The organism is Microcystis sp. LE19-41.2A (genome assembly GCF_027530405.1).
GTDB classification, from domain to species: domain Bacteria; phylum Cyanobacteriota; class Cyanobacteriia; order Cyanobacteriales; family Microcystaceae; genus Microcystis; species Microcystis aeruginosa.
This window is the reverse complement of record NZ_JAPZQJ010000450.1, coordinates 1-15,879: the sequence shown is the minus strand read 5'-3', so window position 1 is coordinate 15,879 and position 15,879 is coordinate 1. Positions and strand designations below refer to the sequence as shown.

Annotated in this window: 2 protein-coding genes; both read right to left on the bottom strand. The window is 40.9% G+C overall.

The window, feature by feature from the left end; all coding sequences use genetic code 11:
- Positions 1-155: 155 nt before the first annotated feature.
- Positions 156-4,412, bottom strand: a complete 4,257-nt coding sequence (locus tag O9290_RS19100) for a non-ribosomal peptide synthetase (RefSeq protein ID WP_288059009.1) — start codon at positions 4,410-4,412, stop codon at positions 156-158.
- 165 nt (positions 4,413-4,577) lie between these two features.
- Positions 4,578-15,879 (bottom strand): non-ribosomal peptide synthetase (locus tag O9290_RS19095; protein WP_288087382.1); only part of this gene is annotated, 11,302 nt, incomplete at its 5' end.

The following is a 15,879-nucleotide window of genomic DNA, read 5'->3' as shown; positions in this document are numbered from 1 at the left end:
ACATTAGTCTTACCGTTCACACAACTTGTAGAAAATCGTCAGTTCTTAGATTAAATCCTGTTTAAAAGATAGATGAGATTGGGGAGAAACAATTGATAACTGGGTTTTTCAAGTTGGATTGGGAGTTAACCATAGTCTTAAAAACGGGTTTGGTATCAAATCTCAAGGCAAACTTTTAACTCTTTGGCTAAAATCTGGACATGGGGTTCCACCATAATCGAGACATGATTTCCTAGGACGAAATGAATCTCAACTGGCTCTGTAGAAAATTCACTCCAGCCTAAAGAGGAATCCTCGCAATCTCCAGCTATTAAATCTTTATTTGGATCATCAGCTAATTCCTCCCTGGCCCGTATAATCGTAATTTTACCAGGATAAATCTGTTTAGGGAGATAATCAATCAGACATAAACAGCTAGTTTTATAGGCTTGGACAATTTTTTCAAGCTGCCTAGTTTCCGCATTGGGAGGAAGCATATTAGCCAGTTTAAAAAAGTTTAAGGCGTATTTTAATTGTTCCTCCACTGTTAAGAGTTGAAGAGTTTCATAGGAAATATCGATGGTTTTATCTAAATAAACTTCGATACCTTTGCTGACTTCAGCTAACCATCGCGCATGATCCCAATTAATATAATCAAGCAAAATTTGTTTGTCTTTATAAGTGGGTGCTGAAGAATCAATGATTGCTAGTAATGCCACTTGTTGACCCTGATTAACCAACTGTTGAGCCATTTCAAAAGCCACATTACCACCGTAGGAATGTCCTCCCAAAAAGTAGGGTCCTTGGGGTTGTAAATCTTGCATGGCTTGAAGATAAATACTGGCTATATCCTCAATACGAGTGATTTCTCCAAACTGTTGATAGAGATCATTTTCAAAACTGTAGAAAGGTTGATCTTTTCCTAAACAACGTCCTAAATGGTAAAAATAAAATGGTCGTCCCCCGGCGCCTGGAACACAGAAGAAAGGAGGCTTTGAACCATGAGGTTGAATGGGAACCAAACAAGACTGGTTAGAGGAATCTGCATCGGTTTGGATAATGGTCGCTAACTGTTCAATAGTTGGGTTTTGAAATATTGTAGTTACGGCAATTTCCTTGCCTAACTGTTCTTTAATTTGGGTGATTAAATAAGGAGCTAAAAGGGAATGACCACCGAGGTCAAAAAAGTTATCATGCACGCTAATTTTGTCAATCTTTAGCACTTTTGACCAGATTTGCACGAGGTTTAATTCTAACTGATTACGCGCTTCAATAAATCTGTCTGAATCACTGGTATTACTAGGAGCTTTTAACGCACGGCGATCAATTTTTCCGTTAGCTGTTAAAGGGAAAAACTCCAGCATCACAAAAGCACCAGGAACCATATAACCGGGCAATTTATGGCTAAGAAATTGACGCAAATCGCCACTTGTTAGCTTTACTCCTAGCTTAGGTACAATATAGGCAACTAACTGTTTTTCCCCGGGATTGTCTTCACGAACAATCACACAGGAAGACTGTACCGCATGATTTTGACTAAGTACAGCCTCAATTTCTCCCAATTCAATACGGAAGCCGCGAATTTTTACTTGATTGTCAATCCGTCCTACATATTCAATATTACCATCGGGTAAATAACGGGCTAAGTCTCCCGTTTTATATAATTTTGACGGCTCATTGCCCCCCTTATTAAGGAGGGTTGGGGGGATCACTTCATCCTTCTCAAAAGGATTAGGAATAAATTTTTCTTGGGTTAATTCGGGACGGTTAAGATAACCTTTGGCTAATCCTGCACCAGCAATATGTAATTCTCCTACTACACCAATCGGGACAGGTTGGAGATAGTTATCTAAAATGTAAACCTGTGTGTTGGAGATTGGACAACCAATGGGAATTGACTTTATTGTTGCCTCTAGTTGTTTAGGAATAGGATAGCAACAGGTAAAAGTTGTACTTTCTGTTGGTCCATATCCATTAATAATTTGCGTCAATGGCAAAGTTTCCAGTGCTTTATGAACATGAGCAACTGAAAGTGCTTCTCCACCAATTAGTAGCTGTTTAATTCCTGATAAAGCTTGGGAATTATCGTCAATAATCTTATTGAACAAAGCAGCCGTTAGCCATAAAATAGTAATGCCATGTTTGTCTATTGCATTTCTTAAACTTGTAGCGGTAGGAATATCTTCCGTAAAAATCACACATCTCGCACCATGTAATAAAGCACCCCAAATCTCAAAGGTAGAAGCGTCAAAAGCAATGGGAGCCATTTGTAAAAATCTTTGTGTTGCATCTAGATGTGCATAATTTACGCCAAACAAAAGACGGTTAACGCTACGATGAATAACCTCAACACCTTTAGGTTTACCTGTAGAACCAGAAGTATAAATAACGTAGGCTAAATTATCCGCAGAAACTGTGCTGTTCAGATTCTCCGGACTTGCTTGATTAATTTGTTGCCAATCTTTATCTAAACAGATAACAATAGCCTGATGATTTGGCAGGGAATTATGTAAAGATTCGCAGGTTAATATTATTTTAACCTGGGTATCTTGGAGCATGAAGCTAATGCGTTCTTGGGGATAATCTGGGTCAATAGGAACATAAGCTCCACCGACTTTAAGAATAGCCAATAATCCCACAATCATGTCTAAGGAACGTTCTAGACAAATCCCCACTAATTCATCTGGTTTTACTCCTAATTTCCGCAAATAATGGGCTAATTGATTAGCACGACAATTTAACTCATTGTAGGTTAATTTTTGCTCTGAACATACCACTGCTACCGCATCGGGTGTGCGTTTTACCTGTTCTTCAAATAATTGATGAATACATTTATCAGAGGGATAATCTGTGTGAGTTTCGTTCCACAATGATAACAATTGATAACGTTCTTCATCACTTAACATCGATAACTGAAAAATTCCCATATTGGGATTAGCTGCAATCGCAGTTAAGAGATTCTGAAAATGTTGCCCCATTTGGTTAATAGTGGGGGCAGCAAACAAATCCGTACTATAACACCAAACCGCTTCTAAACGATCAGAAACTTCCCAAAAATTTACCTCTAAATCAAATCGCGCTTTAAGCTCAACAGATAAAGGCAAACTCTCCATCTTTAAGCCAGATAAACTGGCCTCAGATTGGGGAGTATTTTGCAGTGAGAACATCACCTGTATCAAAGGATTGTGACTTAAATCTCGGTTTAATTGTAATTTTTCTACTAACATTTCAAAAGGCAAATCTTGATGAGCATAAGCTGATAAAGTTGTTTGCTTTACTCGTTCTAATAACTCCAGAAAACTCGGATTTCCCGACATATCACCCCTTAAAGCCAAAGTATTCGCAAAAAAGCCCATTAATTTCTCAATTGCCGAACTATTACGATTAGCGATGGGAGAACCCACCAAAACATCTAATTGACCACTATAACGAGAAATTAGGACAAAAAAAGCCGCCAGTAAAGTCATAAATAGTGTTGCTCCTGACTCCTGACTTAACCTTTTGAGGCGTTGCGTTAAGTCTTGATTCAGTCGAAAAACCTGCCCATCACCCCGGAAACTAGGAATTGGAGGACGGGGATAATCCGTCGGCAATTCTAAAATAGTAGGTGCATCTTGTAACTGTTTTTGCCAGTAATTAAGTTGACGCTCCAAAACTTCACCAGTGAGCCATTGACGTTGCCATACAGCAAAATCGGCGTATTGAATCGATAATTTAGCGAGAGGGGAAGGCAAACCCTGGACAAAGGCCGCATAAAGTTGAGATAATTCATCAAAGAAGATGCTCAAAGACCAACCATCGTAAATAATATGGTGCATCTTCAACAGCAATACATACTCTTGAGAACCCAGTTTAAGTAACTTAAATTGGACTAATGATTCCTTGGCTAGATTAAAGGGTTTTAAGGAGAGAGCAATCGCTATTTCTTGCAGATGTTCTGTTTGTTCATTCTTTGATAAACCTTGTAAATCTTCCAGGGGTAAACTGACGGGTGAAGGGGGAGCAATGCGCTGAATTGGTTGCCCTTCTACCATGGTAAAAGTGGTTCTTAAAATTTCGTGACGGCGAATCAGTTCACTGAGACTTCGTTCTAAAGCCAACAGATTGAGGGAGCCTTCTAACCGCAAAGCTTCCAACAGATTATAGGAATGACTATCGGGAGAAAGTTGCTGCAGAAACCAGAGTCGTTGTTGAGCAAAAGAGAGGGGTAAATCCTGATCCCGTGACACGGGAATAATCTCTAAATCAACAGTATTAGTTGGGATTTTTGCCGCTCTTAAAAAGTCCAAAATTTCAGGTTTTTTGGCGGCGATTTCTTCTTTAATTTCTGGGGTCATAACCCCTTTGGGAGCCTGAAAACGAAGTTTTTCGCCTTCCAGCCATAGTTTAATGTCTAAACCCTTCAAATACGCTAAAAAATCTCCTACTTTCACTTACCAATTGCCTCCAAAGTTGTTGTTAAATTAGCTCTAAATCACGAAGTTTGCCCTGAGGATGTAAAAGTACATCAGATTGCCATTGACTAGGATCAATATTTGTCCTTTGCCGTTTTAACTGTCTTGCTAAACTATTGATATCAGCTAAAACTTTAACTGTTTTTATAATTCACCATCCTCATAATCTTCTAAGGTTTCAGTCATAGCTGTTTCTCCCGGTGCAACGGTAAGAACTTCAATAATTTGGGCTAAATTAGCGATAGTTGGGTATTCCAGCAGATTTTGTAAAGACAATTCCACCGAGAAAAGATCGCGGGAACGGGAAATAACCTGAGTTGCTAACAAAGAATGTCCTCCCAATTCAAAGAAATTATCCTTAATTCCAATACGTTCGACTCCCAAAACTTCACTCCAAATTTGAGACATTTGAGTTTCAATCGGGGTACGAGGTGCGAGAAATCCCGTAGCTAAATTGCGTGTAGCTGTATCGGGTGTAGGCAAAGCCAGCCGATCCACTTTACCATTAGGAGTCAAAGGTAGGGTATTAAGCAAAACAAAAGCCTGGGGAACCATATAACTAGGTAGCTTTTGTTGGACAAATTCCCGCACCTGTGGTATCAGCTTCTGGACTAATTTACCATATAGAGGATTATTCGTATAATCAGTCCAGGATTTGGGAATAATCGTCTCATCATCCCAAAAATTGGGGTATGGTTGTTCATCAACTTTACTTATTATCGGTTCTAAGATGGCATTCTGGCGACAGAAAACCACATCGAAAGAACCATCTTGACTACCTTCCCACCAACTGAGATGAACAGTGTAATCTAACTGTTCTCCCAGTTGCCACATTTGCTCAGGATTAATCCCTATTCCGGTATTTTTTGCTAACAATTGCCGCAATTCTCCCACCGTTGTTACCCCAGGAGGATTTTCTAAACAGTCTAAAATTTGTAGTGCCTTTTGTACTCGTTGATTGGGTACATCCCTGATGCCTAAATATTCTGGTTGTTCCAGTTTCAATTTATCTTGCAGTTGCCCTAAAGAAAACCGATCCCGCTGCCAATTTAGCCAAGGAATTGTCGTTTTTTGCCCATTAGTATCCAGATGTAAAGTAACATCATAGCGGAATTGAGTTAACTCATTGTCCGCCTGACCCCGTTTCGGTGCAATCTCTACCCAAGAAATTCGCGGAAAGCGTTGTTTAAGCGCGATAAAGAACTGAGGTTCAATTAACAATTCTTCTTCAGTGGCTACACTTTGATTCACCTGTTTTTGCCATTGTTCAAGGGTTTTATTAGCTTCGGCACGAGCTAACTGTACCGCCGCATGGTAAGGCTCTAGTAAGGACAAACTACGGATATCACCTAAGAAAATCTTACCCCGATCCGCAATCGCCTTGACTGCTCCTGCGATAACTTGTAATAGATAATCCACACTAGGGAAATACTGAACAACAGAGTTAATTACTACTCGATCGAAAGTAGCTTGGGGAATGCCGGTAAAATCATCTGCTGTTCGGTGTAATAATCTTACTTTGCCCTCTAAACCCTCAATTGTGCCACATAAATGTTCTAGGTTATTAATAGTAGCAGCGGAATAATCGGCTCCCCAATATTCCTGACAATGTTTCGCCACACGGAATAGCAATAATCCACTTCCGCAACCAATTTCTAACACTCGTTGTGGTGGTTGATTTCCTAAAATTCGGCTCACTGTCTGATCAACCCATTCCTGCATTTCTGCTGCGGGAATAGCTTGTCCCGTATAACTACTATTCCAACCACTAATATTAAAAGTGGGGTCTTCAATTTGAGGTTGGGGTTTACTGTAGGATTCTTCGTAAATCTTTTGCCAATCACTAACATATTCACTCTGCCATTGAGCAAGCTGTTCGGGCAATACTTGACCCTTGAGAGCCGGAACTAAGTAGGCTACCAAATTAGTATTAAGCTGGTCTTGATCATGATCACTTGCCTGATCAGCGCGAGCCATCACAACCGCTTCTTGTACTAGGGGATGTTGGCTCAAAACTGCTTCAATTTCCCCTAATTCAAGGCGGAAACCCCTTACTTTAACCTGATTGTCAATTCGTCCCAGATATTCAATTTTTCCATCAGGTAAATAACGAGCTAAATCTCCCGTTTTGTATAATTTTGACGGCCGCTCTCCCCCCTTATCAAGGGGGGTTAGGGGGGGATCAAGGGAGACAAACGGGTTAGAGATAAACTTCTCGGCGGTCAATTCTGGGCGATTCAAATAACCTCTGGCTACTCCTGCTCCTCCGATATGTAATTCCCCGGGTACACCGATAGGAACCGGTTGTAAATGCGAGTCTAAAATATAAACCTGCACATGAGGAATTGGCCGACCAATAGTTATTTTTTCATCAACCGGCGTACATTTAGCTACCGTTGCACAAACACTTCCTTCTGTGGGTCCATAACCATTAAAGAAATTTCGTCCCTGGGACCATTTTTTCACCAATTCAGGAGAACAAGCTTCCCCGGCGACAATAATAGTTTGCAGAGAGGAAAGATTTTCCCAAGACAGAACCGCTAAAGCTGATGGCGGTAGAGTAATATGAGTAATCTTATTATCCCGTAATTGCTTGATTAAGGGTAAACCGGGCATTAAATTTTCTTTACTTGCCAAATAAAGTGTCGCTCCTGCTCCCAAAGCCATTAAAACTTCTGAAATACAGGCATCAAAACTAAAAGAAGCAAATTGAAGCACTCGACTCTGAGAAGACACAGCAAAAGTCTGAATTTGCGCCAGAGCAAGGTTAGACAACCCTTGATGTTCAACCATCACCCCTTTAGGTTTACCCGTAGAACCAGAAGTATAAATCACATTAGCTAAATTAGAAGCTGTTACCTTCCCCGTCAAATTATCCCAGTTCATTGGTTTAATTTCTTGCCAAATTTCAGCTAAAAATACAGTTTTAGCTTGATGATTTGGGAGTTTATCAATCAGTGAACTTTGGGTTAGTAATAAGGGTACTTGACTATCCTCTAACATAAATTGTAAGCGTTCTTGAGGATATTCTGGGTCAAGGGGTAGATAGGCAGCACCGGCTTTAAGGATGCCTATTAATGCCACAATCATGTCTAAAGAGCGCTCTACACATAAACCGACTATTACCTCGGTTTCTACACCTAAAGAGCGTAAATAGTGAGCTAGTTGATTGGCCCGACTATTTAATTCTGCATAGGTCAACTGTTGATTTTCAAAGACTACTGCTACTGCATCAGGGGTACGCGCTGCTTGTTCCTCGATTAATTGATGAATACACTTGTTATAGGAGTAATCAGCTTTTGTCTCATTCCAACCCTCTAATAGTTGATACTCTTCCTCTGGGTTTAATAAGGGTAGTGAAGCTAATGATTGACGGGGATTTTCTACAATTGCCGCTAACAAAGTCTTAAAATGAGTCATCATACGGACAATGGTTTCAGCATCAAATAAATCCCTGTTATAAGAGCAAAAACCGCCCAATCCTTCGGCTGCATCCCAGAGGTAAAGTTCTAGGTCAACCCTAACTGAATCAAGTCCTGATGGTATCTCCTCAATGTTTACTCCGGGTAAATCCCAGGGAGAACTAGGAGCATTCTGAAGGGCAAAAACTATCTGTGTTAAAGGATTACGATCTAAATGACGCTCAATTTGTAATTTTTCGACTAACATCTCGAAGGGTAAATCTTGATGGTCGTAAGCGTCTTGAGTAGTTTGTCTGACCTGCGCGAGAAAATCCTCAAAGGTCGGGTCTTGAGATAAATCAAATCTTAACACTAAACTATTGACAAAAAAGCCAATTAACCCTTCAATTTCGGTGCGATTACGGTTAGCAATTGGTGAACCAATTACCACATCTGTTTGTTGACTATAACGAGATAGTAACACAGCAAAACCCGCTAGTAATGTCATAAAGAGAGTGCTACCGGACTCTTGACTGAGTTTTTTCAGTTGTTGCGTTAGTTGACTATCTAGTTGCAGTCGCTCCGTCCCTCCGCGAAAACTTTGGATTGCTGGCCGGGGACGGTCTGTGGGAAGTTGGTGTAGTAGGGGAACCCCGGTTAATTGTTGCTTCCAGTAGCTTAATTGACGGTCTAATACTTCATTAGTTAACCATTGACGCTGCCACAGGGCAAAGTCAGCATACTGTATCGATAAAGTAGGTAAATCTGCTTTTGTCCCGGTGCAGAAACTTCGATAATAGACCGATAATTCATCGATTAAAACACCTATTGACCAACCATCAGCCGCAATATGATGAATAGCTAATAATAGTACATATTCCTCTGTCTTGACTTGCCATAATTTGACTCGTAATACTGACCCTGATTCGAGATCAAAAGGTTCGGATGCTGCTGCTAATAACAGGTTTTTTACCTGTTGCTCAGAATGACTGAGGTTTTGCAGATTGACAACTGGTAAGGTGAAGGTTACATTAGGATCAATCGCTTGTATTGGTTGGTTATCTTTGAGTTTAAATTGAGTCCGTAGGGGTTCATGGCGTTGAATAATTGCCTGGAAAGCTTTTTCTAAGGCTTTAACATTGAGATTTCCCTGCAAACGCATCGTTAAATCAATAGTATAAGCCCCACTTTCTCCTTCTAATTGATTCACAAACCAGAGACGTTCCTGGGCCCAGGATAGGGGAATATCATCCTCTCGATTAACGGGTACAATTGATGGTAGCTTTAACCCTAAACCTGTTTGCAGTTCTTTTAAAATTACCGCACTTAACTGAGCAATGGTTGGAGATTCAAACAGATAACGCAAGGGTAAAACAATCTCAAAGGTTTCCTGTAATCGAGAAATAACTTGAGTCGCCAACAGAGAATGTCCACCTAATTCAAAGAAATTATCCTCAATACTGACTCGTTTTAATTTCAGTACCTCACCCCAAATCTGCGCCATTTTTTCTTCAATGGGGTTACGGGGAGCTATATATTCACCTTGGCTCTGTAAATCGGGAACAGGTAAAGCACGGCGGTCTATTTTGCCATTGGGAGTTAAGGGGAAAGTATCAAGAAGGACAAACGCAGTTGGAACCATATAATCAGGTAATTTTGCTCGCAAAAATTGCCGTATTTCGTTAATTGTCAGGTTGATTTCGGGTTGCGGTACAACGTAAGCAACTAAGCGTTTATCCCCTAGATTATCTTCACGAACAATCACACAAGAAGACTGTACCGCCTCATTTTGGTTGAGTAAGGCCTCAATTTCTCCTAATTCAATACGGAAGCCGCGAAGTTTTACTTGATTGTCAATCCGTCCTAAATACTCAATATTACCATCGGGTAAATAACGGGCTAAGTCTCCCGTTTTATATAATTTTGACGGCTCATTTCCCCCCTTATTAAGGGGGGTTGGGGGGATCACTTCATCCTTCTCAAAAGGATTAGGAATAAATTTTTCTTGGGTTAATTCGGGACGATTGAGATAACCCCGCGCTAATCCCATACCACCAATATGTAATTCTCCCGGAACACCAATCGGGACAGGTTGTAAATGGGAGTCTAAGATATAAATTTGGGTGTTAGCAATGGGACGACCAATAGTTACTTTCAGGGTTTCATCTGCCCATTTTTCTACCGTGGCACAAACGCTGGTTTCTGTCGGTCCATAAGCATTAAAGAAATTTCTCCCTCTAGCCCATTGTTTGATCAATTCTTCTGAACAAGCTTCTCCTGCCACAATAATTGTTTGTAACTCTGGGATTTCTTCTAGGGGCAAAGCCGCTAAGGCTGAGGGTGGTAAAGTAATATGAGTAATACCATAATCTTTTAATCGCCCCATTAATGGCAACCCAGGCATTAAAGCGTCTTTTGTGTCTAAATAAAGGGTTGCACCTGCTCCTATTGCCATGATAATTTCCCAAATGGAAGCATCAAAATTGAGGGAAGCAAACTGGAGAAGGCGAGAGTTTGACTGTAAGTTAAAGGTTTTAATTTGCGCTTGAGCTAGGTTAAATAGTCCCCGATGTTCCACCATTACCCCTTTAGGTTTTCCGGTAGAACCAGAGGTATAAATTAGATTAGCTAAATTATTGGCTGTTACTACTCCTGTGAGATTATCTTGGCTGTTTTGGTTAATTTCTTCTGTGAATCTGTCTAACAAGATTAGCGGCGCTTGATGTTCGGGTAGTTTATCGATTAATCCCTCTTGAGTTAGCAATAATGACAGTTGAGCATCAGCGATGGCAAATTGTAGCCGTTCACTGGGATAATCTGGGTCGAGAGGTAGATATGCACCACCCGCTTTTAATATCCCCAATAATCCCACAATCATGTCTAAGGAACGTTCTAGACAAATCCCCACTAATTCATCTGGTTTTACTCCTAATTTCCGCAAATAATGGGCTAGTTGATTAGCACGACAATTTAACTCATTGTAGGTTAATTGTTGCTGGGAACAGACCACCGCTACCGCGTCGGGTGTGCGTTTTACCTGTTCCTCAAATAACTGATGAATACACTTATACTCAGGATAGTCAACTTGAGTATTGTTCCACTCAATTAATAACTGATTAGTCTCGCTTTCTGTCAGTAAGGGTAATTGGGAAATCCGCGCTTGAGGATTGGCCGCAATTCCCCCTAATAAGTTGAGAAAATGCCCTGATAATCGCTCAATAGTGCTACTTTCAAACAAATCAGTATTATATTCCCAGACACCTTTTAAGCCATCATCGGTGTTAACCATAGCTAAGGTTAAATCAAACTTAGCTGTGGTATTTTCTGGAGGCAAATCTGTCACCGTTAATCCCGTCATTGCAATCTCAGACTTAGGTGTATTTTGCAGGACAAAAGCGACTTGAAATAGGGGAGTATGGCTCAAATCCCGTTCCGGTTGCAACGCTTCGACTAACATTTCAAAGGGTAAGTCTTGATGCGCGTAAGCATCCATTGTCACTTCCCGAACACGGGTTAATAACTGACTAAAACTCGGATTATCTGATACATCCGTCCGCATCACTAAAGTATTAACAAAGAAGCCGATTAAACCCTCAATTTCGCCGCGATTACGGTTAGCAATGGGAGTTCCTACCAAAATATCACTTGACCCTGTATAACGATACAATAAAGCATCAAAAGCAGCCAACAGCGTCATAAATAATGTCACCCCTTGTTGGCGACTCAATTCATTCAAAGCTTGGCTAAGTTTGGGGGAAAGGGAAAATTCTTGCTGAGTACCGACAAAGCTTTGCACCGCAGGTCGAGGGTGGTCTGTGGGAAGCGATAATAAAGGGGGTGCAGCTGTTAGTTGATTTTGCCAGTAATTTAATTGAGTTTGCAGGACATCCCCTTGTAACCATTGTTTTTGCCAAACTGCAAAATCTGCATACTGAATCGGTAAAGGAGCTAAATTTGCGGGATGATTTTGAGTGTAAGCATTATATAAGCTGGTCAGTTCGTGAATAAATACTTCGATTGACCAACCATCACTAATAATGTGGTGCATACACACTAATAAGAGATGTTCCGTCTCCGATAGCACCACTAAAGTGATTCTGATTAAAGATTCTTTGGCTAAATCAAAGGTTTGAGTGGCTTGTTTTTGCTTTAATTGCTCTGTTTTTTCTTCTTGTTCATGGATGGGTAAATCTTGTAAATCAACGACCGATATTGTCTCCCTTGTTGTTTGAATAATCTGAGTCGGTTGTCCATCAATCGTGACAAAATTAGTCCGTAATACTTCATGGCGATTACAGATTTCTCGTAAACTTTGTTCTAAGGCCTTTTGATTGAGGTTGCCTCGGAAATACAACACCATCGGTATATTGTATAAAGCGCTATTTGGTTGCAATTGATCTAAAAACCATAAACGCTGTTGAGCAAAAGATAGAGGTAGTTCTGTATCCTTAGTTCTCGGTAAAATCGGGGGTACTGTTAGAGTGAGATTTTGCTGCTGTAATTGTCCAATAAGATGCGCTAATTCGGCTACCGTAGCTGCACCAAATAAACTCCGCAAAGGTAGTTCTATTTTAAATAAACTCCGAATCCGAGAAACTAATTGAGTTGCGAGGAGAGAATGGCCGCCAATTTCAAAGAAATTATCATAAATTCCCACTTGCTCTATTTTGAGTATTTCTGTCCAAATTTGCACCAACATCTCTTCAATTCCATTGCGTGGTGCTACATATTGATCCCGGCGATTTCCTATTTTATCTGGTGCGGGTAAAGCGCGACGATCTACCTTACGATTAGTAGTAAGGGGTAAAGATTCCAGAAAAACAAAAGCTTGAGGAACCATATACAGAGGCAATTTACTGGACAGAAACTGACGCAGTTCACTAATCATCGGTATCCGTTCATAATGAGCTACTATGTAGGCGACTAAATATTTATCCCCCGGAGTATCTTCCCGAATAATCACACAAGATGTTTGTACATCAATATTTTGGTTAAGTACCGCTTCAATTTCTCCTAACTCAATACGGAATCCGCGAATTTTAACCTGATTGTCAATCCGGCCAAAACATTCAATATTACCATCGGGTAAATAACGCGCTAAATCTCCCGTTTTATACAAACGATTGAACGGTGAATGAGCAAAGGGATTGTCAATAAATTTTTCAGCAGTTAATTCGGGACGATTCAGATAACCCCGCGCTAAACGAACACCGCATAAATGCAATTCTCCCTTAACTCCAATGGGTACAGGTTGCAGATTTTGATCCAAGATATATGCTTTGGTATTAGCAATGGGACGACCAATCAGCACTGAATTGATTTTTTCTGACTGATAATCTAGCAAATCATGAACTATGGCGGTTACAGACGCTTCTGTGGGGCCATATACATTAATACATTGAACCCGTTTTCCGACCATTTGTCGCCAAATATTGACGGTTTCTGGTAACACTGCATCCCCTCCCACGGCGACGACCCGCAGACTGGATGGTACAGTAGCTAATGATTGGGAAACGGCGAGCGCCCATTCATGCCAATAGGCGGGGGTAATATTTAAAACGGTGAGGCTTTCTTGTTCGATAAAATCGGCGAAATCAGTCAAAGTTGGGAACATTTGCCCTGGTCTTAAGACCACTGTGCCACCTTTTAACCAAGTGGGAAAAATTTCTTCGGCAGCGACATCAAAGCCAAAGGAAGCAAACTGTAAAACGCGATCAGATTCTGTTAAACCGAATACTTCACTAATGCCCCAACTATGATTAACTAAGGCCGCGTGAGTTAACATCACTCCTTTAGGTTTACCGGTTGAACCAGATGTATATAATAGGCATAGTAAATTTTCTGGGGCTACTTCACTGAGGGGATTTTCTGGACTTTGAACCGTCAAAATCTCGGCTAATTTATCTAAGACAATTACCCCCACATCTTCTGCTGGTAAAGAATCGAGTAAACTTTCTTGAGTTAGCAGTAGAGAAATTTGGGCATCTTCTGCCATATAAGTCAACCGTTGCTGGGGATAATCTGGATCTAAAGGTATATAGGCTCCTCCAGCTTTGAGAACTGCTAATAATCCGACAATAACTAACAGCGACCGCTCTAGATAAATACCAACTAAAACTTCTGAATTTACCCCCAAAGATTGTAAATAATGGGCTAATTGATTCGCCTGAATATTTAATTGTTGATAGGTTAATTCTTGACCTTCAAAGACCACTGCTACTGCATCTGGGGTTCGTGCTGCTTGTTCTTCAAATAAATGATGAACGCACTGATGGAAAGGATATGCTTTTTCGGTAGCATTCCAGTCTTTTAATAATTCTTTTGCCTCTACTTCGGTTAATAATGGTAGTTGGAAAATTGGCTGCTGCGGGTTAACAACCAATGCTTCTAGTAGGGTGATGAAATTTCCTGTTAATCGCTCAATGGTGCTGCGATCAAATAAATCGGTATTATATTCCCATACCCCTTTTAATTCTGCACCGGTATTCTCCATCGCCAGGGTTAGATCAAATTTGGCGGTGTCATTTTCTGTGGTGAGGGGAGTGGCGGTTAATCCTGTTAGTTCTAAGGGAGACGGGGGACTATTTTGCAGCAGAAAATCCACTTGAAATAAAGGCGCGTGACTTAAATCTCGTTCAGGTTGTAGGACTTCTACTAACATTTCAAAGGGCAAATCCTGATGAGCATAGGCATCCATTGCCATCTCCCGTACTCGACCCAATAACTGATTAAAATTGGGCTTACCTGACAAGTCAATTCGCAAGACCAAAGTATTGACAAAAAAGCCGATTAAACCTTCAATTTCACTGCGATTACGGTTAGCAATGGGAGTACCAATTAAGATGTCTTCCTGTTCTGTATAACGGTAAAGTAAGACAGCATAAGCGGTTAACAGGGTCATAAATAAGGTGACACCCTGTTCCTGGGTTAATTGGGTCAGTTTTTCGGTTAATTCCCAAGAAAGGCTAAAGGGTAAATGTCCCCCAGCAAAACTTTGTTGATTGGGTCGAGGTCTATCTGTTGGTAAAGATAGGAGGGCCGGTGCGCCGGCTAACTGTTTTTGCCAGTAGTCTAGTTGCTGTTGCAATACCTCTCCCTGCAGCCATTGTCTTTGCCAAAGGGTAAAATCTCCATACTGGATAGATAGGGGATTTAGAGGCGAAGATAAACCCTGAATATAGGCATTATAGAGGGCGGTTAGTTCCTGAAGAAATACCCCCATTGACCAGCCATCACTGACAATGTGGTGCATACAGACTAATAAGAGGTGTTCCGTTTCAGATAACACCACTAAAGTGATTCTGATTAAGGGTTCACCGGCTAAGTCAAAGGGTTGAATCGCTTGATTTTGTGCTAACTCTTGGGAGGCAATTGCTTGTTCACTACCAGATAAATGCTGTAAATCAACAACCGTAACTGTCCAGGTTCGTGCTTGTATAACTTGGGTAGGGATACCATCAACGGTAATAAAGTTGGTGCGTAAAGCTTCGTGGCGATCGCAAATTTCTTCTAAACTCTGGATTAAGATTTCTGAGTTTAAAGTTCCTTCTAAACGCAAGGCTAGGGGGATATTATAAAAAGAACTATTCGACTCAAATTCAGCCAAAAACCAGAGACGAGTCTGAGCAAAAGATAGGGGTAATTCTGCTGTTTTGTCCCTGGGTAAAATCGGCAGTTCAGTTAGTTGTTCTCCTTCGGAAATCCGTTTTATTCCCTGTGCTAATTCGGCGATTGTCGGTGCAACAAATAACTCCCGTAAGGGCATTTCTACCTGAAAAGCCTCACGGATGCGCGAAATTAGTTGCGTTGCTAATAATGAATGTCCACCCAACTCAAAGAAGTTGTCGTGAATCCCCACCTGTGCAACTTTTAGCACTTTTGCCCAAATCGAGGATAATATCTCCTCAATTGGGTTACGCGGCGCAATATACTGCTCTTGGCTTTGGAATTCGGGAGCCGGTAAAGCACGGTAATCAGTCTTACCATTAGGTGTTAAGGGTAGGGATTCCAAAATGACAAAGGCACTAGGAATCATATACTCTGGT